This window comes from Streptomyces achromogenes (genome assembly GCF_030816715.1).
Lineage (GTDB): Bacteria > Actinomycetota > Actinomycetes > Streptomycetales > Streptomycetaceae > Streptomyces > Streptomyces achromogenes_A.
The window spans coordinates 405,111-425,602 of record NZ_JAUSYH010000001.1; the positions used below are offsets into that span (position 1 = coordinate 405,111).

Here is a 20,492-nt window from a genome sequence, read left to right on the forward strand (position 1 = left end):
CGGACAGGGCGGCGCGGGCAGGCTGCGCAGCCGCGCGGCGACCGCGGTGCGACCCGGAAGCGCGCGGCAGGCGGCACGGCACGGGGCGAGTGGAGGTCGGCCGCCGCCCAGGGCTGCGCCAGGGGCCGGCCGTTCGGATCGCGCCGCAGTCGGGTGGGGGTCCGTCCTAGGACGTGTTTCAAGAGTCCCGCCTGCCCGGCGGGCGGACGACGCTACTTTCGATCCACGCGCTAGTCGAGAAGTCCCGTCCGCGCGGCCCTGACTCCTGCCTGGAAGCGGCTCTCCACGCCGAGCTGCGCCATCAGGTCGGCCATCACGCGGCGCAACGTCCTGACGGACACGCCGATTTCGCGGGCGATGGATTCGTCCTTGCGTCCGGTGGACATCAGCCGGAGCACGCACAACTGCTGGGAGGTGAGCCCGGACTCCTCATCGGCGCCGCTGTCGTCCAGGGGCACCGAGGAGGCCCAGCACATCTCGAAGACCTTGACCAGCAGGGCGGTGACGGCCTCGCCGCGCAGCACCATCATGGCGTTGGCCGCGTTGGTGTGGAGCGCGGGCACGAGGGCCTGTACCCGGTCGACCAGGATGAAGCGGAACGGCACGATGTTGGCGATCCTGACCTGGGCGCCCGCGGCGCGCAGTTCCCGCAGATGGTTCATCGAGTGGACGATGCGGGTCATCGGCCGCAGGTGGATGCTGCGCATGGTCACGCCGCGCTCCAGGACCTGGATGTCGCGCCGCAGCCCTTCGGCGAGCACCTCCGACGGCCGCACGGGCCCCGGGTGCATGCTGAGGATCTCCGAGGTCGCGATGTCGGCCGTGTCTCCGAGCACGCGCGCGATCCGGTCGGCGCCGGTGATCACTTCGTCGCCGAGCGTGCCGCTGCGGGCGACGTGCAGCGGGAGGAACACCTCGCGCATCGCGTCGATCCGTTCGCGGGTGCGACGGATGTGGTCGGCCAGGCGGGCGGTGGCCTCCTCCTCGGTGGTGAGCAGCCTCAGCAGCGCGGCCTCGGGAGCGGTGGCCTTGGCGGTCGGTCCGCCGTCGGACGACTCGACGAGGAGGCCCAGGTCGATCAGCTGCCCGCGGGCGTGCTCGATCTCGTCGGCGGTCGTGTCGAGTTGCTCGCAGGCGCTGCGGACGGACCAGTCGCTGCGGGCCGAGGCGTACTGGAAGAGTCTCAGGGCCTGGGGCCCGATGCTCGGTGCACTCATGTCCGTCTGCTGCCTTCCTACAGGGAACGTACTGGGGCCGGGGATGGTGAGGGCGGGTGGTCGTCTCTGCCACTCAACAAAAAACCCTCCCGAAGGTATGTTTCGATCTGAGGTCCGACCCCGGCCGGCCCACGGCCGGCCGGGGAGAAACCACTCAACTCACTTGCGGCAGCCCGCTCCGCTCGTGGCGCGGACCGGTTCGGATGCGGAGGGAGCCTGATCCACGCGACGCTCCGGGGGGCGAGCACCGGTTCCTCGCCGGCCACCACCGGGCGGCACGGCGGGTCATCGGGTCTCTTCCCCGGCGCGCGCGGCCAGCAGAGCGCTCGCGTAACCGGACGCCGCCGAACCGAAGTCGAGGGTGCCGTGGGTGCGGGCCGCGGTGATGTCGCGCCAGTGGCGCTGAAGTGCGTCGTCCTCCTCCAGCGCGCGCAGCCCCGCCGTGCGGAAGAGCTCGTCGACGGCCGTGCCGCACAGCTCCACGGCCACAGCGACGTCACGCTGGTTCTCGGCGACGAGAACGGGTGTCACCGGCGCATGGTCGCCGCGCTGCGCGACCCGCTCGAGGAGCAGTCGCGCGGCCTGGATGTGCGCCGACGCCCTGGCCAGCACCAGCGGCTGGACAGCGGTGCCGCCGTCGGGGCGCGCTCGCCGGATCTGCGTCTCCCACCAGGTGCGCAGGGCTCCCTCGGCGGCTCCCAGCACCGGCGCCGCGAAGACGAGGGAGGCCACCAGGGCGAACGGCACGGCGTGACAGCGGGCGGCGTGCGGCTGGACGCGCCCCAGGTCCCCCAGCGTGAAGGTGAGGTGGTCGGGGACCAGGACGTCGCCCTCCACCGTGTTGCTGCCGGTGCCCCGCAGCCCCACGGGCCGCCACGTGTGCAGCACCTTCATCTCCTGGCGCCGCACGGCGAAGATCCGGTGTTCCCGCGTCTCGCCGGCCGGGTCGTCGTCCAGCGCCGCCCAGGAGGCGAGCAGCATCCACTCGGCCTGGTCGACCCCGCTGGCCGTGGCCCATCTGCCGGTCAGGCGCCAGCCGCCGTCCGTGCGGACGGCACTGCCCTGCGGCGGCACGACGGACGCGGCCACGCGCACGTCCGGACCCTCGCACCAGATCTCCCGCTGCCCGGCCTCGGGCAGATAGCCGGCGAGCCTGCCGTGGGCCGCGTACAACGCGGCGCACCAGGCGGTGGACGCGCAGGTCTCGGCCAGCTCGGAGACCGCGTCCAGGAGCGCGGTGAAGGTGCCGGCGCCGCCGTTCCAGCGCTCGGGCACGAAGTGCCGGGCGAATCCGTTGTCGACCACGGAGTCCGCGAGCCGGTCGGTGAGCCGGCACGTCTCGTCCAGGAGGAGGCGGTCCTCGCGGGCGATGTCCAGCGTCTTGCCCAGGTCGCTCAGCACGCGACAGCACCGGCCCTGGCGAGGAGGTCGCCGAACGGGGCGGCGGCCGCGCCGACGGAGGCCAGCGCGGTGGCCAGGGTGCGCGTGCCCTGGCGGGCCGCGAGCAGGTAGGTGTGGGCGTTTTCGGGCTTCGCGGTGATGGTGACGGGCTGTCCGAGCTCGCCGAACGCGAGGAACGACGTCTGCAGGGAGTCGATGGACAGGGCGCCCGCGCCGCCCACGGCGGCGCGGACGAGGACGGCCTGCCGGAACCCCTCGACGATCACCATGCCGGGGACGTGGTCACTGCCGTGGTCGAAGAGGGCGGGATGCCCGGTGTCCGCTCTGAGCTGCCATCCGGCCGACGGGTCACCCAGGTTCGCGAGCAGCACGGCGTCGTCACGGTCACGGCCGACGGCGGCCGGTGGCAGGGCCCGGGCCTCGGCGGTGAGGTCGGTGACGTCGAAGGGTGCCGCGGCGGCGGCGCTGCGGCTGCGTACGAGGGCGTACTGCGCGGGCGGAAGCGCGTCCCAGCGCATGCTCGCGTGGCCCACGGTACGGCCGCCGACGACGAGGTCCGCCTCGGCCGTCAGGCGGAAGCGGCGCGGGCTGCCGGGCACGCGGCGCAGGACGACGTCGAAGAGGACGTCGGCTCCGTCGCCGCTGTCGCGCAGCGGTGCGTCGAGACGGAAGTCGAAACCGTGCAGGACGAACGCGTGGTCCGCCGGGACGTCGTGGAAGCGGTGCGAGAGGCATATGCCCGCCTGCCGCATCGTCTCGACGACGACCAGGGAGTCCCGGGTCCCGTCGCCGGCGCGGTGGTGCAGCAGGTGGTCCTGCGGCCAGCGCGGCACGACCGCGAAGCGGTCGTCGCCGAGTGGACGCACGGTCGATAACAGGACCTCACGGTCCGCGCTCTTGTGGACCAGAGCACGCGGAACATGCACATCGGCACAGTGCCTGGCGGTCGTGTCGCCGGGCGCTATGTCGGTGTCATACATGAATATCCCCCTCCGGAAGCGGCTGTACCGCACAGTCGTGACCATGCGTGGTGGTCGGTCACCGGCTGTTCGGGTGAAAAATATACCTGCGGGAAGGTATATTGCAACGGGGGTTGGACGCGACCGTGAGCGGAGACATCGTGGAACTGAAGAAGCACCGGGCCACCTTCCCGGTACCCGAGCGCAGCCCGGGCAGCATCGCCCTGCACGGCCGCAGCCCTGAGCTGCAGCAGGAGCGGGCCGCGCACACCCGCAAGCAGATCCTGGACGCCGCCGCGCAGCTCTTCGACGAGCGCGGGTACGGCAAGACGTCCGTCAAGGACGTCGCCGACCACGTGGGGATGACCAAGGGCGCGGTCTACTTCCACTACCCCACCAAGGAAGCGCTCACGATCGCGGTCGTCGAGGCGCACTACCACCGCTGGCCCGCACTTCTGGAGGCCGCCCAGGCCAAGGGGCTCGGCCCGCTGGACACCGTGGGCGACCTGCTCGACCGGACCGCTCAGGCCTTCCAGGACGACGTGGTCGTGCAGGGCGGAGCGCGGCTGCAGATGGAGCAGCCCCTCCCGGACGGCCTGCTGCCGCAGCCGTACATCGGCTGGATCAGCCTGCTGACGGAGTTGCTGGCGGAGGCGGCGGAGGCCGGGGAGCTGCGCGAAGGGGTCTCGCCCGCCGCAGCGGCCCACACGCTGGTCTCCGCGTTCTTCGGCACCCAGCACATCTCCGCGCGGCTCACCCGTCGCGCCGACCTCGTACAACGCTGGTCCGACTCCCGGGACCTGATTTTCGCGGCCCTGCGGGCCTAGGGCGTGATGCGAAAGTAGCGTCGCCCGCCCGCCGGGCAGGCGGGACTTTTGAAACACGCCCCAGGAGGGGCGCCCCCCGCGCTTCCTGGAGAGGACGCGAGCAGGGGCCGCAGCACTGCGGCCGGTGTCCCTGCGGCGACACCGGTGCGGCACACCGTCCCTGAACGGTGTGCCCGCGAGCCGGGATCCGGGCGCGCTAGACGACGCCCTGAGCCGTCATCGCCTCCGCCACCCGCAGGAAGCCCGCGATGTTGGCGCCCAGGACGTAGTCGTCGGGGGTGCCTCCGTAGGTCTCGGCGGTGGCCCGGCACTGAGCGTGGACGCCCCGCATGACGGCCGCCAGACGGGTCTCGGTCTGCTCGAAGGTCCACACGTCGCGGGAGGCGTTCTGCTGCATCTCCAGCGCGGAGGTGGCCACGCCGCCCGCGTTGGCGGCCTTGCCGGGACCGAAGAGGACGCCCGCCTCGCGGAAGACCTCGATCGCCTCCGGGGGTGCACGGCATGTTGGCGCCCTCGGCGACGGCCAGGACGCCGTTCTTCACCAGCGCCCCGGCTTCCTGTCCGCCCAGTTCGTTCTGCGTGGCACACGGCAGCGCGATGTCGCAGGGCACCTCGAAGACCGAGCCCCGGTCGGAGAACCGCGCCCCAGGCTTGGCCTCCGCGTAGGCCGACAGGCGTGCCCGCCGCACCTCCTTGACCGTTTTCAGCAGCTCCAGGTCGATGCCGTCCGCGTCGACCAGGATTCCCGACGAATCCGAGCAGGCCACCACGGACCCGCCCAGGGCGTGCACCTTCTCGATCGCGTAGAGCGCCACGTTCCCCGAACCGGAGACCACGGCCTTGCGGCCGTCGAGCCCGTGTCCGCGCGTGGCCAGCATCTCCTGCGCGAAGTACACCGCGCCGTAGCCGGTGGCCTCGGTCCGGGCCTGCGAGCCGCCCCAGGAGACCCCCTTGCCGGTCAGGACCCCTGCCTCGAAGCGGTTGGTGATCCGCTTGTACTGGCCGAAGAGGTAGCCGATCTCGCGCCCGCCCACCCCGATGTCGCCGGCGGGGACGTCGGTGTGCTCGCCCAGGTGCCGGTACAGCTCGGTCATGAACGCCTGGCAGAAGCGCATGATCTCGTGGTCGCTGCGACCCTTGGGGTCGAAGTCCGAGCCGCCCTTGCCGCCGCCGATCGCCAGTCCGGTCAGCGCGTTCTTGAAGATCTGCTCGAAGCCCAGGAACTTGACGATGCCGAGGTTCACGCTCGGGTGGAAGCGCAGACCGCCCTTGTAGGGACCGAGCGCGCTGCTGAACTCCACCCGGAAGCCGCGGTTCACCTGAACCCGTCCCGCGTCGTCCACCCACGGCACCCGGAAGATCAGCTGCCGCTCGGGCTCGCACAGCCGCTCGGCGATCAACGCGTCGACGTACTCCGGATGCGCCTGCAACGCCGGCGCCAGCGTGTGCAGCACCTCTCCCACCGCCTGGTGAAACTCGCTCTCACCGGCGTTGCGCCGGCAGACCTGTGCATAGACGGCCTCGATATGAGCACTGGGGTTCATGCGCGCCTGCTCTCCTGTGGTCCGCCAGGCACTCGTCCTGTCCAGCGTGCCTGGCCACTGTCCTGACAACGAATACGGACGCCAGGAGTCGCTGTGTCAGCGAACAACGTCACCGATATCGGTATCCGGCGGCTGCCCGTCCTGTCGGACCGACACCCCGCGACCATCGGGACGGCAAGGAACCGGACGTCAGCCCGTGGCCGACGACGGCGAGTTCGACGCGTGCCGACAGGCCGCCGCCCGACACGTCCGGCGAACCGCGGACCGCTAATCCGTTCGACACCGTGCGCGGTCGAAGCCACGATGGACGGCATGACGACGAACCGAAAGGTCCATGCCGCGTAGGCGGTCGGCCCGCATCCGGGCCGGCGTTCCCCGCCACCGGACACGACAGGCGACGACGGTCGTCGACGGCCTGTCCTCGCGCGCGCTGTCCGAGATCCTCGGTCTCGAACGCAGCCGCAACTACCTGAAGCCCAAAGACGTCGGCGCGGCCGTGCGCCTGTGGAAGGACTACGTCCACCGCCCCGAGCGTCAACTGTGGCAGGACCACGAGTGGGGAATCACCCACGGGGACTGCTGCGACGATCCCTTCGAGGCCCGCGCCCTCCTCGATGTCGTGATGCAGGCCATGTCGCCCCGGCAGGCTCGTGAACTCCGACAGATCGTCAGTCGCTGCGACGCCGTCTGGAACGCACCGTCACCGCCGTACGACCCGGGCTGAAGTCGCGGGAACCGATCCGGCGCGGGCGGTGTACCCATGTCGTGAGAACGCGGGAGGGGGGCCGCACCGTCGACGAGGCCGCGGTGATCGCACGCGTACGCGCCGGGAAGCCGGAGGCGTACGCGGAACTGGTGCGCGCCCACACGGGCATCGCGCTGCGGGCGGCCCGGGCACTCGGCGCCGGGGCGGACGCGGAGGACGTCGTGCAGCAGGCCTTCTTCAAGGCCTACCGCGCACTGGGCCGCTTCCGGGACGGCGCCGCGTTCCGCCCGTGGCTGCTGTCGATCGTGGCCAACGAAACGAGGAACACGGTGCGGACGGCAGGGCGCCAACGGTCTCTGGCCGACCGCGAGGCGGCCTTCGTCGAGGCCGAGCCGCTGAAATCGCCCTCGGCCGACCCCGCCGTCGCCGCGCTGGCGAGCGAACGCCGCGCCGCGCTCCTCGGTGCGCTGGAGAAGCTGAGCGAGGATCACCGGCTGGTCGTCACCTACCGCTACCTGCTGGAAATGGACGAGCCCGAGACAGCGGCGGCCCTGGGCTGGCCCCGGGGCACGGTGAAGTCCCGCCTGAGCCGGGCGCTGCGCAGACTGGGCCGACTGCTGCCGGAGTGGGAGCCGGGCACGTCCCTCGCGCACGAGGGCGGAGGTGAGGGGGATGAGTGAGCCGGGCAGGCCCCAAGGGCCGGCCGGAATCGCGAAGCGGAAGCGGCGTCGGGGTGACGGGGTCACGGACAGCGCCGGTCGTGACGTGCGGTTGCGGGAGGAGTTGCGGGCGCTCGGGCGGACGCTGGACCGGCCGGACGCCGACGAGGCGGATTGGGCGGACGAGGACGAGGCCATGGCCGAGCGGGTCCTGCGGCAGCTGGTCGCCGAGCGGGTCCCGACGCCGGTGGCCCTGCCCCGAGGCGCCGGCGAGCGGCTGCGGGCGCTGCGCCGGTGGGCCGGGCTCCGTCGGCGCACGCTGGCGGCGGCACTGTGCGGGCTGCTCACCGTGCTCGTCCTGACCCCTCCGGTGCGGGCGGCGGTCGCGGACTGGTTCGACTTCGGCGGGATCCACGTGCGGTACGACCCGTCGGCGACGCCTTCGCCGGGAGCGAGGGTGCCGGGCTGCCCCCACCCGGTCCCCCTCGCCGAGGCCGGCCGTCAGGCAGGGTTCGCTCCGCTCGTGCCGGCCGCGCTGGGCACCCCGGACGCGGTGTCCGTGACGCGCGCGCCGAAGGACCGCTACGTCATCACCCTCTGCTGGGACGAACGCGGCCGCACCGTCCGGCTCGACGAGTTCGCGGCCCGGCTGGCGCCGGAGTACGGCAAGACGGTGGCGAGTGAGCAGCAGGTCGAGTGGGTCGAGCTGACCGGCGGGAGGGGTAGCGCGTTGTGGTTCCCGCAGCCCCACCTCCTGCGCTTCTGGATGACCTCCGCGGACGGCTCCCGCCTCACCCGCTCCGAGCGCACGGCGGGACCCACCTTGCTGTGGGTCCACGACCACGCGTTCACGCTGCGACTGGAGGGCGTGGCGTCGAGGACGCGGGCGCGGGAGATCGCCGAGTCGTTGGGCTGAGCGGACACCGTCGGCGAGGGAACTCCGGCGGAACGAGCGGTGTACCCGAAGTGGCACGGCGCGTGCGGACGGCCCGCACGGGGACGGATCGAGGTGTCGGATGCGTGGACTGCGACAACTGGCGGCGACGACAGGCGCATTGACGACCGCTCTGGTCCTGCTGCTCCTGATGGCTCCGCCCTCCGCCGCGGGCGGCCCGGGCAGCGTGCTGCTGGTGTCACCGACCAGCCGGCGAACGGCGTCGTCGTACGGCACGGACGAGGTGTACACCCGCATGGAAGAACTCCTCCCGCAGGCGGGTTCCGAGCTCGACGAGCGTGCGGAGGAGGCTCCGGACCGGGGAGCGGAGGACACCTGGATGGACCAGGTCCGCGACATGGTCACCGTGTCGTGGATGCTCCCTGACTCGAGGCCGTGGCGGACTGACGAGGTGTACACGTCCGCGTCCGGCACCGAGGACATCTGGATCCACACGACGCTGGAACTCCCGCAGGACACCGCCTCTTCGGGCGTCAGGGGCTGGCACAGGGCGAAGCGATCGGCGGAACTGCGGGCGCTGCTCGACGGCCTCGGAGTGCTGCGCGCGGCGGCCGGAGAACCGCAGGAGACCGCGGCCACGGCCGACGCACTCCCGGAGACCGGGGCCGGCCCCGGCGGGACGGCCACCGACGCGCCCGCCACGGCGGGCCCGCCCGATCTGATCGACCGGGCCGGCTGGGCGATTCCCGCCCTGGCCCTCGGACTGCTCCTCGGCTTCGAAGGCGCCACGCTCCGCCGACGCCGTGCCGCGGCCCGACACGGGTCCGCACCACCACGGGAACCCCGTCAGGAGCTGTTGGACTCCTGACCCGGACGCGCCCAGGGGACCGGTCGAGGCCGGCCCTTGACCTCAACCGAACTTGAGCTTCTAGGTTCCCTCCAGGGCCGCGGGAACCGACCAGCGGCGCCCTGCAGAGAGGTTCGCCATGACCGAGCGCACAGCCCACATCGAGATCCCCGACCGCTACCGCTATGCCGTGATCCCGCACATCATGGTCGACGACGCCGCGGCTGCGATCGATTTCTACCAGCGGGCATTCGGCGCCCGTGAGGACTTCCGGATCGACGCTCCGAGCGGCGGCATCCTGCACGCAGAGATCACCGTCGGACGGTCGGCCCTGATGCTGGGCGACGCCGGCGCGGAGGCGTCGGACGCCGCCTCCTTCGCCGCGCCGACCTCACTGGGCGGGGGTACCTCCGTCATGCTGCATGTCTTCGTACCGGACGTCGACAGCCTGGCGGAGCGCGCCGAGGCCGCCGGCGCCGAGATCCTCCAGCCACCGACGGACATGTTCCACGGTGATCGCACCGCCGTCATCAAGGATCCCGCAGGGCACATGTGGGTGTTCCTGAGCCACAAGGAGGACGTCTCGCGGGAAGAGCTACGGCGTCGCCTGGCCGCCGCCGAGTGACTGCCCGCTCCCCCGCGCGGGCGGCGATCCCGAACACCCGCGTCAGTAAGGGCCGTTGGCAGGATCCACGGCTCGGCGCCCCGAACAGGGACCATGGACGTACCCGAGATCCCCGAGGAGCGGGCCCGACCGACGAACCCACCGTCCGCGAACTGCGCCCGGTGGTCACCGCAGCTGACTACGACGAGCGTTGCCCTTCTCCCGCGATGTCCTGGGCCTGGCCGAGCGCGGCGCATTCGCCTCTCCCGACGGACGCGTCACCCTCCTCCGGCACCACCGTGTCCCGGTCGTCGTGGGTCCGCCCGACGCCGTCGCGACGGCACTGACGACGTCCGGAACCGCCTCACGGCGTGCACGAGTCGACCGCGTGACGGATCGTCAACGGTATGGCTGCCGGTCATCCGTGCAGACCGCGGTGCTCCCGGCCGTACGCCAGGATCTGCTGTGTCGCGTCAGGGTCCACGCCTCCGGCGCGCGCTGCGCGGCTCTGATCCACGCGGCGAGTTCGGGCAGGGCGTGTTCCCGCAGAACGCTGCGGGCTGCGGCCCGTTCGGTGGACGGCAGTGGCGCGACACGGATGCTGACGCTGTACCACAGAGCGGGGTGGATACCGCTGCCGTAGTTCGAGGAGATCGGCGGGGTCCACTCGACGTGCAGAAGGGTTCCGTCACCGCGTGGCTGGTCGACGAAGCTCACGTCGGCAGCGTCGGCAACCTGCTCGCCAAGAGCGGCGCGGATGTCGGACGGAGTGAGCGGCCACGACAGATCGCGCGGCAGTCTGCGGTTACGGGCTGGCACAAGTCCCAGGATGCCAGGCGCCCTCATGGAAGCGCGTGTTCATTTTCCTCCTCCGCGGCGACGGGCCGCCGAACACCTACAGTGAGTGCCTGCACACACCGTGCGGGCGGACGGTCCGCTCCCGGCGCCGCGCGGGACCAGCCCTTCGCCCTTCTCCCCTCGTCGGAGTCACCATGGCCCCGTCCGCACGCCCGCCCCGACCATCGCGCCCCCGTCGTTTCAGGACGTCGATCCTGCCGATCCTGCTTCTGCTCGCGGTCCTGATCCTGGTGGCGGTGTCCGTGGGCTCGTGGCTGCAGTTCACCGAGCGGCAGGCGAACGACACGGTCCACGCGGTCGGATCCGCGGCCGCCGACCGGGTGGACGTGGAGGCCACCGTCCAGAGCGTCGACGCCGCGGCCAGAGAGCTCGTCCTGCGGATCCGGGTCACACCGCGCGGGGCTCTCGGTGAGGAAGCGGGGACCGCCCCGGTGGCCGATCTCAGCCTCCAGACCTCCGAGGCGACCCTCAGCGACCTGACGTTCGGGGCGCACCAGCGACTCGCGCCCAAGGACGTGCAGGTCGCGCTCACGGGTGGATCGATCAGTGACTACCCCTTCGACGCCTACGCGACCGACATCGAGTTCTGGGCACTGCTGGGCGGGGACCAGGTGCCCGTGCGGATGCTCTTCTCCAACAACGCCACGCTCTTCTCCGTGTCCACGACGACACCCGCGGCGTCCGGGCGCGAGGCCGTCGTGGGACTCCGACTGTCCCGATCGGGCAGTCTGCTTGTCTTCGCGGTCTTCATGATGGTCGTGATGTGGGCGCTGGCGGCGTCCGTGCTGCTCGGCGCCTGGTACCTGACGACCCGCAGCGAGGGCCTGGTCTGGCCTGCCCTCGCCTGGATGGCCGCCACGCTGTTCGCTCTCGCCGCGTTCCGCAACACCGCCCCCGGCACACCTCCGATCGGCTGCGTGCTGGACTGGTTCGCCTTCTTGTGGGCCGAGACCGTCATCGCTCTGTGCCTGATCACCGTGGTCATCACCGGCGTGCGCTCCGCGCTCAGGGCCGCCCTCCACGCGGACGACACCCCAGTCCTGTAGACGTCGTCCAGACGTCGTCGATCACCGTCCGCGGCGGTCGCCCGGACGAGCGCGGACACGCCGGCGGCGACCGGGGCGCGGTCGGGCGCGCCAGGAAGGAGGCCAGGACGCGCTACGCGCAGGGCGACTGGGGGACCACGAAGTGGCCGACCCCGGGAATCCGCACGGCGGTCGAGCGGGCCAGCGTGCGGCCTGTGTACGGCCCCCACCTCGCCCCCGTCTTCGCGTCGAACGTGCCGGAGACGATCAGCGTCGGCACCTTGCTGACGGTGGCCACGCGCTGGAACGGGGTGCGGTCCGGGACGTTCCAGACGCGGTACAGCTCGTGCTCGAAGGGAAGCTGCGGCGCCTGGGCGAGCACCGAGTCCGGCCACCCGGGAAATGGCCGGCGTCCGGCCGCGAGGAGGTCGGACTTCGTATAGCCGGGCACCCACTCGGCGCAGGCCATGGAATGCGTCAGTCCGTGGCGAACTCCCCGATGGCGGGCGTCGCTCCGGCGGCGTCTACCTGCGCGAGGCGCTGCGGATTCCCGTGGGCGAGTGCGTCGAGTGCCGCGGGGACGTCGACGGCCGGCCGGGCGACGCCGTCGGCGACCAGCAGGTTCACCAGCGTGCCCCCGTCGAGGACGACCCTCACCGGGCTGCCGCCCCCGGGCGGCCGCACCGTCAGGGGGTTCGCCTCGAGGCGCCGGACTTGCTGCGTCAGTGTGCGCGCGAGGTGCGGGCTGCGGCTCCTGCAGCGGGGCTGGGCCTCGCACGCCGCGAAGATCGCGCCGATTCCCTCCCGGGCGCTGTCCCAGGTCCACGGCAGGCTGACGATCTGCGGAGGCACGGCCGAGTCGATGGCCCCCGAGCGGATTCCCCGGGGATGACGGTGCAGAGGGGTGAGGGCGAGATCCGTGACGATCGTCTTCGTTCCAGACTGCTTTCGGGGCCAGAGGTCCACCACCGGTGGACTCCACTCGGAGCAACCCGCCACCCGTCCGGTGGAGAAGCACGGACCAGTACCCGCAAGAATGGTGAAGAAACCAGGTGAATTCACCGCGTGTTCTTCGATTCACCGGGCACGAGGACCAACGGAGGTTGATAACTATGGTTCCGCTTCTTCTCGTTCTTCTGCTGGCCCTGGTTCTCTTCGGCGCGGGATTCGCACTGAAGGCACTGTGGTGGATCGCCGTCATCGTGCTGGCCGTCTGGCTGCTCGGCTTCGTCATGCGCAGCGCGGACACCGGCGGCCGCAAGGGCCGCTGGTATCGCTGGTAACCCGTCAGCAGCCGCTCGGTGGGCCCCGGGAAGACCCCCGGGGCCCACCGCCATGTCCGGGCGCCTCGAGGGACTTCTGCCGGGAGACCTCGTCGTGTCGGCCGACGGCCCGCTCAAGGCGACAACTCACCGGATCACGATTCGTAGCGGTCGGCGATCGCGGCGGCTCGCTCACGCAGGGCGTCGCGCAGCCAGTTCGGGGTCAGAGCCTCGGCGTCCGTGGCGAGCTGCCACAGCGCCCATTCGGCGTGCCGCGAATCCTGGAAGGTCGCCTCCAGTCGCAACCAGCCGTCCGCGTCCGTCACTTCGGCGGCGACGGCCAGGGCGGTGCGGACCAGATCCTCCCTCCTCGCCGGGCTCACCCGTACCAGCACGGTGACCTGGTCGCCGCCGGTGCGGAACCGTGTGCCGCGTTCCTGCCAGACTCGGTCCAGATCCACCCGGTCGGACCGTTGTGCCGGCTCGGCGAGTTCCTCCGCCGCCAGGACGCGGGACAGCCGGTAGGTGCGCTCCGTCCCGGATCGGGTGGCCAGCAGGTAGCCCTGGTCGCGCACGGTGACCAGGCCGATCGGGTCCACCGTGCGCCACTTCGGGCTCTGGTCGACGGCCGCGTAGTGGATGCGCAGCTTGTGTCCGGCGAACACCGCGCGCCGGACCTCGGTGACCACGCTGTCGGGCACCTCCTCGGCGACCAGCCGGCGCGCGAGGAGGTCGGTCTCCGGGTCGATGAGCACGCGCTGGGCCGCCCCGGCGGCGATGGCGCGGTGGCCTTCGGGCAAGGCGTCGACCACCTTGCGCATGGCCGAAGCGAGCGCCGAGCCCAGGCCGAACGCCTGCGCGCCGGGGCGTGATCCGGCGACCAGCAGGGCAAGCGCCTCGTCGTGGTTCAGTCCGGTGAGCTCGGTCTGGAAGCCGGGCAACAACGCGAAACCGCCGTGCCGCCCCCGCTCGGCGTAGACCGGAACGCCGGCTGCGGACAGCGCCTCGATGTCGCGCAGCACGGTGCGGGTGGACACCTCCAGCTCGCGGGCCAGCGCGGTCGCGGAGAGCCGGCCGTTCTGCCGCAGGAGCAGCACCAGCGAAACCAACCGGTCGGCGCGCATGCGAAAACCCTATCGGAATACATGACACTCGATGTCGTGTATGCGTTGCGAGGCTTACCGGCATGACACAGATCCATCGCCCCCGAGAGGCGACCCGCACATCCCCCGCCCTGCTCGATCCGGAAGGTCTGCACGACCCGGCCCCGATGGGGTACAGCCACACCGTCACCGTCCCCGCGGGGACCGAACTGGTGCTGGTCGCCGGTCAGTACGGGTCGGGCCCGGACGGCGCGGTCGTCTCGGCCGACTTCACCGAGCAGGTGCGGCGGACCTTCCACAACATCGGTGTGGCCCTCGCCGCCCATGGGCTCGACCTCAGCCACGTCGTCCAGCTCAGGACGTACGTGGTGAACCATGACGTCGGCAAACTGGGGCCGATCGCCGAGGCCGTGCGGGCGGGCTGGGGTACGAAACCGCCCACGCAGACCCTCGTCGGTGTCGCGAGCCTGGCCACGCCTGACGTCCTGTTCGAAGTCGAAGCCCTGGCCGCCCGCCCGTGACGCCCAGGCGCCCGCTTCGGGAGTGGACCCTCTCTTAGCAGGCGTCGGCGAACCGGGGAGCGGTCGCCGTGTTCTGCCGCGCCACCCCGCTGTGCGGCGGGGTGACGTGGCCCGGGCGGCGTACGCCGACGGGGTGTCGGAGTACGCCGCCCGGGTGGGCCGAGCCGCGCGCGACGGCCCGGGTCGTCAGGTGCTACTTCGGATCGCGGTTGAACCGGGCCGTCGACCAGCGGTAGCCGAGCACGGTCAGGCCGACGCACCAGGCGGTCGCGATCCACCCGTTGTCGCCGATCTCGGTTCCGAGCAGCAGGCCGCGCAAAGTCTCGATGGCCGGAGTGAAGGGCTGGTACTCGGCGATCGGCCGGAACCAGCCGGGCATCGTGTCCGCCGGGATGAAGGCGCTGGAGACGAGCGGCAGGAGAATCAGCGGCATCGCGCTGTTGCTGGCCGCCTCGGGGTTCGGGCTGGCCATGCCCAGCCCGACCGCGATCCAGGTGAGCGCCAGGGCGAACAGCGCGATCAGTCCGAACGCCGCCAGCCACTCGAGGACGGTGGCGTCCGTGGACCGGAAGCCGATCGCCACGCCGACGGCTCCGACGAGGACCACGCTGGCGAGGCGCTGCAGCACACTGCCCACGACGTGCCCGACGATCACGGAGCCCCGGTAGACCGACATGGTGCGGAAGCGTGCGATGAGGCCCTCGGTCATGTCCATCGAGATGTGCACGGCGGCCCCGATCACGGTGCTGCCGATGGTCATCATCAGAATGCCGGGGACGATGTAGGCGATGTAGTCGGAGCGGTCCGCGCCGCCACCGCCGATGCCCGCGCTCATCACGTCGCCGAAGATGTAGACGAAGAGCAGCAACATCATGATCGGTGTGAGCAACAGGTTCAGGGTTGCGGACGGGTACCGCCACGCGTGCAGCAGATTGCGGCGCAGCATCGTGTTCGAGTCGCGGACGGCGAGGGAGAGGGCGCTCATCGGACGGTCTCCTTGGGCTGGTCGGGGACGTCGGCGGAGCCGGTGAGGGCGAAGAACACGTCGTCCAGGTCGGGGGTGTGCACGGTCAGCTCGTCCGCCTCGACGCCGGCCGAGTCCAACCGGTCGAGAAGGGAACGCAGTGCGCGCTGGCCGCCGTCGCTGGGGATCCGCAGCTCCAGTGCCTCGTCGTCCCGTGTGACGTCGGACAGTGCGGAGGCGGCGGACCGGTAGGCGGCCGGTTCGGAGAAGCGGAGCCGGACGTGGCCGCCGGGGATCAGGCGCTTCAACTCGTCGGCGGTGCCTTCGGCGGCGATCCTTCCGTCGTGCAACACCGCGATGCGGTCCGCGAGTTCGTCGGCCTCCTCCAGGTACTGGGTGGTGAGGAAGACGGTGACGCCGTCGGAGACCAGTTCGCGGATGATCTGCCACATCGTGTGGCGGGAGCGCGGGTCGAGGCCGGTGGTCGGTTCGTCGAGGAAGATGATCCGCGGCCCGCCGACCAGGGTCATGGCGATGTCGAGCCTGCGTTTCATGCCGCCCGAGTAGGTGGAGGCGGGCTTCTTCGCCGCCTCGGCCAGGTCGAAGCGCTCGAGCAGTTCGGCGGCGATCCGCCGGCCCTCGCGCTTGGACAGGTGGTGCAGGTCGGCCATGAGGAGCATGTTCTCCTCGCCGGTGATCAGGCCGTCGACGGCGGAGAACTGCCCCGTGACGCCGATCGCCGCGCGGACCCCGTCCGGCGCCCCGGCGACGTCGTGGCCGGCGACCTGGGCCCGCCCGCCGTCGGCGGTGATGAGGGTGGAGAGAATCTTGACGACGGTGGTCTTGCCGGCGCCGTTCGGCCCGAGCAGCGCGAACACCGACCCGCCCGGGATGTGCAGATCGATTCCGTCGAGGACGGTCTTGTCGCCGTAGGACTTGCGCAACCCTGCGGTGGAGATGGCGGCCGGCGGCGCGTGACCGTCGCGTCGATTGGATGTGGGCATGACAGATGAAGGCATGTGGCCCTCCCGTACGAAGGCTGAGTGGTCGGGGAGTCGACGAGTTGGCGATGGAGCCGGTAGGGGGTGGGCCGCTCAGACCTTGGCGCGGAGGACGTCGATGTTGCCCCAGTTGGTCCGGGCGTGGACCTTGACGATGTCCGCGGCCTGCTCCGGGGGCTCGGACGTGGCGAGCGCGTTGCGCACCTGCCCGCGGTTCGAGCTGACGTCGAGCCAGGCGGCGACCCCCTCGCGGATGCCGACCTCGATCGAGCCGTTGGAGGTCTCCAACCGGACGCTTCCGCGGCTGACTTCGGCGACGCGGAGGAGTCCGTTGGTGGCGGTGCCGGTGACCGACGCCTCGGCGCGCCGGACGTCGATGGTGCCATTGGCGCCGTTCACCTGCAGCTCGCCGGTCACGGCGCCGACGGTCACGGCGCCGTGCGAGTTCTTCAGGACGGCGGGGCCGTCTACGAGGCCGACGCGTACGTCGCCGGTGCTGCTGGTGATGTCGGCCCTGCCTTCGACCCGGTCGACGACGGTCGATCCGTGCGACGCCTTCAGCAGCAGCGGGCCGGTGGTGTCGAGGCGGACGTCGCCGGCCGAGGTCTTCACGCGCACCTCGCCGAGCCGGCCCTCGCCGAGCACCCTGACCCCGGCGCCGGTCACGTCGATGCTCGAACCGGCGGGCAGTTCCACGGTCACATCGACGGTGCCGCCGCGTCCGAGCAGATTGGCCTTGGGCGTGGTGACGGTCAGGATGCCGCTCGTGCACCCGACCTCGGTCTGGTCGGCCGTGCGGACGTCCAGGTCCTTCTTCGGGTCGCGGGGCCGCACTTCGACGACGGTGTCGAGGCGGTCGCCCGCGGTGAACTGGATCGAACCGGCGTACACGTAGGCGGCGACCGAAATCGGTTCGGGAGTGTCGTAAGAAGGCATGGCTGTCCCGTCCTCATGGGTTCTGGGGCTGTCCCCGCCGGTGGAACGGGGCGCAGGTGAAGTGGTGCCGGTGAAGCGGTGCGGCCGAAGTGGTGGGGGTGGGGACGCGATCAGCGCACCCAGCCCGTGAAGCTCTGCCCGACGGTCGGGGTCTTCTCCGGCGTACGCGACCGGGCGGCGCCGTCCAGCGCGGCCGACACGGTGCGCACCAGCCACGCGTTGACCGACAGGCCCTCACGGGCGGCGGCCTCTTCGGCGCGGGCCTTGAGGTGCGCCGGCAGGCGCAGGTTGACGCGGGCCGTGCCGCCCTCGTCGAGGTCGGCCGGCGGCGACGTGCCGAGCGGCTCGGCCGACAGGGCCGGCGCCGCGGTGGCGCCGCCGTAGGTGGGCGGTGGCGTGACCACGAAGTCGGGGTCGAGCCCGCGGAGCCGTACGTCGACCGACCCCGGGGCGAGGTCCCGGGTGATCTCGTCCATCGCCGCGGAGAGCACGTTGAGCATCGTCAGCCGGGTGGCCGACTCCAGCGGCGCGGTGAGCCTCTCGGCCAGTTCGCGGGCTTCGTCGCCGCCGGCTTCGGCGGCCACCGCGAGTTCACGGCGGAGAGAGTCGACGTACGGGGTGAGGTCCATGACGCCATAATGGCACCACTATGACACCACGCACAAGCCGCCAGGCGACACCTACCGGGTCGACGCCACAATTGATGGCGCTGACCTGCACAGACTTGACGGCACCGCCCCTGGGCTACGGTGACACCATGAGTGCCGACACCTCCCAGGGGGCACGGGGTGACTCCTCATGGCACCAGATGGCACCAGATGGCACCAAGCCAGTGCGCTGCGGCGTCGTCCCCACCCGGCTCATCCGCGCATCAGCTCTCCCGGTGAACGTCCGCCACCGGCGGCGGGAGCGCGACCACGACCAGCCGGGCACCCCCTCGAGCCCGGTCGTCGTCACGCCGCCCGCCGTCCCGACGATCGTCGCCACACCGGTCGACGGCGCCCGGGACGGCTGCCCGGTGACGTGCCGCTGACGCGCCACGGCCGGTCTTGACGCAACCCTGACGCCGACGTGTGATCCATCCCTCGGCCCGCGCGCCACACTCTGCATACGCTGGTGCCGCCGTCCGGGTGATGGCCGAAACCACACGCCGTACCGCAGACCGGGAGAGCACGCCGATGGCCACCACCGAACACCCGCCGCCGAGCCGTCTGCGGGCGTGGATGCTCCAGGGCCTGTCCGAGATGGGCAGGTCCGGCGGGCACACCGGTCCGCACGCCGCGCCCGAAGCCCCGTACCAGGGCCGGCCCTGGTACCGGGTGATGTGCCTGACCGGCGTCGACTACTTCTCCACCCTGGGCTACCAGCCCGGGATCGCCGCCCTGGCGGCCGGTCTGCTCTCCCCCGTGGCGACCATCGTGCTCGTCGTGGTCACCCTGGCCGGCGCCCTGCCGGTCTACCGCCGGGTGGCGGAGGAGAGTCCGCACGGCGAAGGCTCGATCTCGATGCTCGAGCGGCTGCTGTCCTTCTGGCAGGGCAAGCTGTTCGTCCTGACCCTGCTGGGCTTCGCCGCCACCGACTTCCTGATCACCATCACACTTTCGGCGGCCGACGCCTCGACACACCTCGTCGAGAACCCGCACCTGACCGACACGCTGCACGACAAGCAACTCCTGATCACCCTGATCCTGGTCGCGCTGCTGGGCGCGGTGTTCCTGAAGGGCTTCCTGGAGGCGATCGGTGTCGCGGTCGCCCTGGTGGGCGTCTATCTCTCGCTGAACGTCGTGGTCGTCGCCGTCGGGGTGTGGCACGTCGCCACAGCCGGCCACGTGATCACCGACTGGTCCGGCGCGCTCACCGCCGAGCACGGCAACGTCTTCGCCATGGTCGGCGTGGCGCTGCTGGTCTTTCCCAAGCTGGCGCTCGGACTGTCCGGTTTCGAGACCGGCGTCGCGGTCATGCCCCATGTGAAGGGCGACGACGGTGACACGGAGGAACACCCCCGGGGGCGGATCCGCGACACCAAGAAGCTGCTGACGACCGCCGCTCTCATCATGAGCGTGTTCCTGATCGCCACCAGCTTCGTGACCACCCTCCTCATCCCGGAGAAGGACTTCGAGTCCGGCGGCCCGGCCAACGGCCGCGCCCTCGCCTACCTCGCCCACGAGTACCTGGGCAACGCGTTCGGCACGGTCTACGACGTGTCGACGATCGCGATTCTGTGGTTCGCGGGCGCCTCGGCGATGGCCGGTCTGCTGAACCTGATGCCGCGCTACCTGCCCCGCTACGGCATGGCCCCGCACTGGGCACGGGCCGTCCGCCCCATGGTCATCGTCTTCACGCTCATCGGCTTCCTCGTCACCTGGATCTTCGACGCGGACGTGGACGCGCAGGGCGGGGCGTACGCCACCGGCGTGCTGGTGCTCATCAGCTCGGCGGCGATCGCCGTGACCATCGCCGCCCGCAAGGCCGGCCAGCGGGGCTGGACGATCGGCTTCGGCGTCATCTCGGCGGTGTTCCTCTACGTCACCGTCGCGAATGTCATCGAGCGCCCCGACGGTGTCAAGATCGGCGCCTGCTTCATCGCCGGCATCATCCTCGTCTCGCTGCTCTCCCGGCTGGCCCGGGCCTTCGAGCTCCGCGTCACCAGCGTCACTCTGGACGCGATGGCGGAACGTTTCATCCGGGACATGGCCAGCCGCCGGATACGGTTCATCGCCAACGAGCCCGGCCAACGCGACAAGGCCGAGTACCGCGACAAGATCGAGCAGATCCGGGCCGACAACGACATGCCGGAGCAGGAGGACTTCGTCTTCGTCGAGGTGACGGTGACCGACCCCTCCGAGTTCGAGTCGGGCCTGGCCGTACGCGGCGAGGTCCTGCACGGCCGCTACCGGGTGCTGACCCTGGAGTCATCCTCCATCTCCAACGCCCTCGCAGCCCTGCTCCTCCACGTCCGCGACGAGACGGGCCGCGTCCCGCACATCTACTTCGAGTGGACCGAGGGCGGCCCGTTCGCCAACTTCCTGCGGTTCTTCCTCTTCGGCCAGGGCGAGGTCGCCCCGGTCACCCGGGAGGTCCTGCGCGAGGCCGAGCCGGACCGCGCCCGCCGCCCCCGCGTCCACACCGGCTGAGCCCGCCGGCGGCAGACACCACGGGACCG

General features: G+C 71.3%; 22 protein-coding genes and 1 pseudogene. 11 read left to right on the plus strand and 12 right to left on the minus strand.

Going from position 1 to position 20,492, the window contains the following annotated elements:
* Window positions 1-230 precede the first annotated feature (230 nt).
* From QF032_RS01715 to QF032_RS01725, 3 genes are all read right to left on the minus strand, one after another.
* On the minus strand, window positions 231-1,217 hold the full coding sequence (locus tag QF032_RS01715) for a helix-turn-helix transcriptional regulator (protein ID WP_307039351.1): 987 nt from the start codon (window positions 1,215-1,217) through the stop codon (window positions 231-233).
* Window positions 1,218-1,502: 285 nt separating this feature from the next.
* On the minus strand, window positions 1,503-2,618 hold the full coding sequence (locus tag QF032_RS01720; protein WP_307054564.1) for an oxidoreductase: 1,116 nt from the start codon (window positions 2,616-2,618) through the stop codon (window positions 1,503-1,505).
* The gene (locus QF032_RS01725; protein ID WP_307054565.1) at window positions 2,612-3,598 is read right to left on the minus strand and encodes a ScbA/BarX family gamma-butyrolactone biosynthesis protein; all 987 of its coding nucleotides are present in this window, start codon (window positions 3,596-3,598) and stop codon (window positions 2,612-2,614) included. Before QF032_RS01725 ends, QF032_RS01720 begins: the two co-directional genes overlap by 7 nt.
* A gap of 125 nt (window positions 3,599-3,723) precedes the next feature.
* Between QF032_RS01725 and QF032_RS01730 the strand changes: the two genes are divergently transcribed.
* Window positions 3,724-4,404 carry a ScbR family autoregulator-binding transcription factor gene (locus tag QF032_RS01730; RefSeq protein WP_306955508.1) on the plus strand — a complete coding sequence of 227 codons (681 nt, stop codon included), beginning with the start codon at window positions 3,724-3,726 and terminating at the stop codon, window positions 4,402-4,404.
* 196 nt (window positions 4,405-4,600) lie between these two features.
* On the opposite strand, the pseudogene gdhA reads toward QF032_RS01730, so the two are convergent.
* Window positions 4,601-5,948 (minus strand): annotated as a pseudogene (gene gdhA, locus QF032_RS01735) (NADP-specific glutamate dehydrogenase).
* Between the two features lie 334 nt (window positions 5,949-6,282).
* Between gdhA and QF032_RS01740 the strand changes: the two are divergent.
* The 5 genes from QF032_RS01740 to QF032_RS01760 all read left to right on the plus strand — a co-directional run bounded on the left by QF032_RS01740 (window position 6,283) and on the right by QF032_RS01760 (window position 9,680).
* The gene (locus tag QF032_RS01740; RefSeq protein WP_307039359.1) at window positions 6,283-6,672 is read left to right on the plus strand and encodes a hypothetical protein; all 390 of its coding nucleotides are present in this window, start codon (window positions 6,283-6,285) and stop codon (window positions 6,670-6,672) included.
* A 41-nt stretch (window positions 6,673-6,713) separates the two neighbouring features.
* Complete coding sequence (locus QF032_RS01745) at window positions 6,714-7,334, plus strand: RNA polymerase sigma factor (RefSeq protein ID WP_306955502.1); 621 nt, start codon at window positions 6,714-6,716, stop codon at window positions 7,332-7,334.
* Window positions 7,327-8,229 (plus strand): hypothetical protein, encoded by a 903-nt coding sequence (locus QF032_RS01750; protein WP_307039361.1) that lies wholly within the window; start codon window positions 7,327-7,329, stop codon window positions 8,227-8,229. The genes QF032_RS01745 and QF032_RS01750 overlap by 8 nt, the downstream gene beginning before the upstream one ends.
* A 100-nt stretch (window positions 8,230-8,329) precedes the next feature.
* Window positions 8,330-9,076 carry a hypothetical protein gene (locus QF032_RS01755; RefSeq protein WP_307054567.1) on the plus strand — a complete coding sequence of 249 codons (747 nt, stop codon included), beginning with the start codon at window positions 8,330-8,332 and terminating at the stop codon, window positions 9,074-9,076.
* A 118-nt stretch (window positions 9,077-9,194) separates the two neighbouring features.
* Window positions 9,195-9,680: a VOC family protein gene (locus QF032_RS01760; protein ID WP_307054569.1), complete on the plus strand. Its 486-nt coding sequence runs from the start codon at window positions 9,195-9,197 to the stop codon at window positions 9,678-9,680.
* Window positions 9,681-10,058: 378 nt separating this feature from the next.
* Here QF032_RS01760 and QF032_RS01770 read toward each other — a convergent pair whose 3' ends face one another.
* Window positions 10,059-10,478, minus strand: coding sequence for a hypothetical protein (locus QF032_RS01770; protein WP_307060558.1), 420 nt, complete (start codon window positions 10,476-10,478; stop codon window positions 10,059-10,061).
* Window positions 10,479-10,651: 173 nt separating this feature from the next.
* Here QF032_RS01770 and QF032_RS01775 point away from each other — a divergent pair, with 173 nt between their 5' ends.
* Window positions 10,652-11,563, plus strand: coding sequence for a DUF4436 family protein (locus QF032_RS01775; protein ID WP_307054571.1), 912 nt, complete (start codon window positions 10,652-10,654; stop codon window positions 11,561-11,563).
* A 112-nt stretch (window positions 11,564-11,675) separates the two neighbouring features.
* Here the strand turns inward: QF032_RS01775 and QF032_RS01780 are convergent, their stop codons facing one another.
* Both QF032_RS01780 and QF032_RS01785 read right to left on the minus strand, forming a co-directional pair.
* Window positions 11,676-12,011, minus strand: a complete 336-nt coding sequence (locus QF032_RS01780) for an alpha/beta fold hydrolase (protein ID WP_307054573.1) — start codon at window positions 12,009-12,011, stop codon at window positions 11,676-11,678.
* Window positions 12,012-12,019: 8 nt separating this feature from the next.
* On the minus strand, window positions 12,020-12,511 hold the full coding sequence (locus tag QF032_RS01785) for a hypothetical protein (RefSeq protein WP_307054575.1): 492 nt from the start codon (window positions 12,509-12,511) through the stop codon (window positions 12,020-12,022).
* A 143-nt stretch (window positions 12,512-12,654) separates the two neighbouring features.
* Between QF032_RS01785 and QF032_RS01790 the strand changes: the two genes are divergently transcribed.
* Window positions 12,655-12,825 (plus strand): hypothetical protein, encoded by a 171-nt coding sequence (locus tag QF032_RS01790; RefSeq protein ID WP_057577173.1) that lies wholly within the window; start codon window positions 12,655-12,657, stop codon window positions 12,823-12,825.
* A gap of 134 nt (window positions 12,826-12,959) precedes the next feature.
* On the opposite strand, the gene QF032_RS01795 is transcribed toward QF032_RS01790, so the two are convergent.
* A complete protein-coding gene (locus QF032_RS01795) occupies window positions 12,960-13,928 on the minus strand; it encodes a helix-turn-helix transcriptional regulator (RefSeq protein ID WP_307039371.1) in 969 nt (322 codons plus the stop codon).
* A 62-nt stretch (window positions 13,929-13,990) separates the two neighbouring features.
* On the opposite strand from QF032_RS01795, the gene QF032_RS01800 reads away from it, so the two are divergent.
* Complete coding sequence (locus QF032_RS01800) at window positions 13,991-14,428, plus strand: RidA family protein (RefSeq protein ID WP_307054577.1); 438 nt, start codon at window positions 13,991-13,993, stop codon at window positions 14,426-14,428.
* 193 nt (window positions 14,429-14,621) lie between these two features.
* On the opposite strand, the gene QF032_RS01805 is transcribed toward QF032_RS01800, so the two are convergent.
* The 4 genes from QF032_RS01805 to QF032_RS01820 form a co-directional block, all read right to left on the minus strand.
* Window positions 14,622-15,413 carry an ABC transporter permease gene (locus QF032_RS01805; RefSeq protein ID WP_307054579.1) on the minus strand — a complete coding sequence of 264 codons (792 nt, stop codon included), beginning with the start codon at window positions 15,411-15,413 and terminating at the stop codon, window positions 14,622-14,624.
* Entirely contained in the window at window positions 15,410-16,396 is a 987-nt protein-coding gene (locus QF032_RS01810) for an ATP-binding cassette domain-containing protein (RefSeq protein WP_307039375.1), read from the minus strand. The genes QF032_RS01805 and QF032_RS01810 overlap by 4 nt, the downstream gene beginning before the upstream one ends.
* Before the next feature lie 90 nt (window positions 16,397-16,486).
* Complete coding sequence (locus QF032_RS01815; RefSeq protein ID WP_307054580.1) at window positions 16,487-17,329, minus strand: DUF4097 family beta strand repeat-containing protein; 843 nt, start codon at window positions 17,327-17,329, stop codon at window positions 16,487-16,489.
* 110 nt (window positions 17,330-17,439) lie between these two features.
* Window positions 17,440-17,958, minus strand: a complete 519-nt coding sequence (locus QF032_RS01820; protein ID WP_307039377.1) for a toxin-antitoxin system HicB family antitoxin — start codon at window positions 17,956-17,958, stop codon at window positions 17,440-17,442.
* Between the two features lie 128 nt (window positions 17,959-18,086).
* Here QF032_RS01820 and QF032_RS01825 point away from each other — a divergent pair, with 128 nt between their 5' ends.
* Together QF032_RS01825 and QF032_RS01830 are read left to right on the plus strand one after the other, a co-directional pair.
* On the plus strand, window positions 18,087-18,362 hold the full coding sequence (locus tag QF032_RS01825) for a hypothetical protein (RefSeq protein WP_307039379.1): 276 nt from the start codon (window positions 18,087-18,089) through the stop codon (window positions 18,360-18,362).
* 145 nt (window positions 18,363-18,507) lie between these two features.
* Window positions 18,508-20,463 (plus strand): amino acid transporter, encoded by a 1,956-nt coding sequence (locus QF032_RS01830; protein WP_307039381.1) that lies wholly within the window; start codon window positions 18,508-18,510, stop codon window positions 20,461-20,463.
* The last annotated feature ends 29 nt before the right edge of the window (window positions 20,464-20,492 follow it).

Excerpts from the sequence above, each read along its gene's own strand:
- QF032_RS01715 (WP_307039351.1), bottom strand. The coding sequence starts at position 1,217 with ATGAGTGCACCGAGCATCGGGCCCCAGGCCCTGAGACTCTTCCAGTAC.
- QF032_RS01725 (WP_307054565.1), bottom strand. The coding sequence starts at position 3,598 with ATGTATGACACCGACATAGCGCCCGGCGACACGACCGCCAGGCACTGT.
- QF032_RS01740 (WP_307039359.1), top strand. The coding sequence starts at position 6,283 with ATGCCGCGTAGGCGGTCGGCCCGCATCCGGGCCGGCGTTCCCCGCCAC.
- QF032_RS01750 (WP_307039361.1), top strand. The coding sequence starts at position 7,327 with ATGAGTGAGCCGGGCAGGCCCCAAGGGCCGGCCGGAATCGCGAAGCGG.
- QF032_RS01755 (WP_307054567.1), top strand. The coding sequence starts at position 8,330 with ATGCGTGGACTGCGACAACTGGCGGCGACGACAGGCGCATTGACGACC.
- QF032_RS01760 (WP_307054569.1), top strand. The coding sequence starts at position 9,195 with ATGACCGAGCGCACAGCCCACATCGAGATCCCCGACCGCTACCGCTAT.
- QF032_RS01775 (WP_307054571.1), top strand. The coding sequence starts at position 10,652 with ATGGCCCCGTCCGCACGCCCGCCCCGACCATCGCGCCCCCGTCGTTTC.
- QF032_RS01780 (WP_307054573.1), bottom strand. The coding sequence starts at position 12,011 with ATGGCCTGCGCCGAGTGGGTGCCCGGCTATACGAAGTCCGACCTCCTC.
- QF032_RS01790 (WP_057577173.1), top strand. The coding sequence starts at position 12,655 with ATGGTTCCGCTTCTTCTCGTTCTTCTGCTGGCCCTGGTTCTCTTCGGC.
- QF032_RS01795 (WP_307039371.1), bottom strand. The coding sequence starts at position 13,928 with ATGCGCGCCGACCGGTTGGTTTCGCTGGTGCTGCTCCTGCGGCAGAAC.
- QF032_RS01800 (WP_307054577.1), top strand. The coding sequence starts at position 13,991 with ATGACACAGATCCATCGCCCCCGAGAGGCGACCCGCACATCCCCCGCC.
- QF032_RS01805 (WP_307054579.1), bottom strand. The coding sequence starts at position 15,413 with ATGAGCGCCCTCTCCCTCGCCGTCCGCGACTCGAACACGATGCTGCGC.
- QF032_RS01810 (WP_307039375.1), bottom strand. The coding sequence starts at position 16,396 with ATGCCCACATCCAATCGACGCGACGGTCACGCGCCGCCGGCCGCCATC.
- QF032_RS01815 (WP_307054580.1), bottom strand. The coding sequence starts at position 17,329 with ATGCCTTCTTACGACACTCCCGAACCGATTTCGGTCGCCGCCTACGTG.
- QF032_RS01820 (WP_307039377.1), bottom strand. The coding sequence starts at position 17,958 with ATGGACCTCACCCCGTACGTCGACTCTCTCCGCCGTGAACTCGCGGTG.
- QF032_RS01825 (WP_307039379.1), top strand. The coding sequence starts at position 18,087 with ATGAGTGCCGACACCTCCCAGGGGGCACGGGGTGACTCCTCATGGCAC.
- QF032_RS01830 (WP_307039381.1), top strand. The coding sequence starts at position 18,508 with ATGGCCACCACCGAACACCCGCCGCCGAGCCGTCTGCGGGCGTGGATG.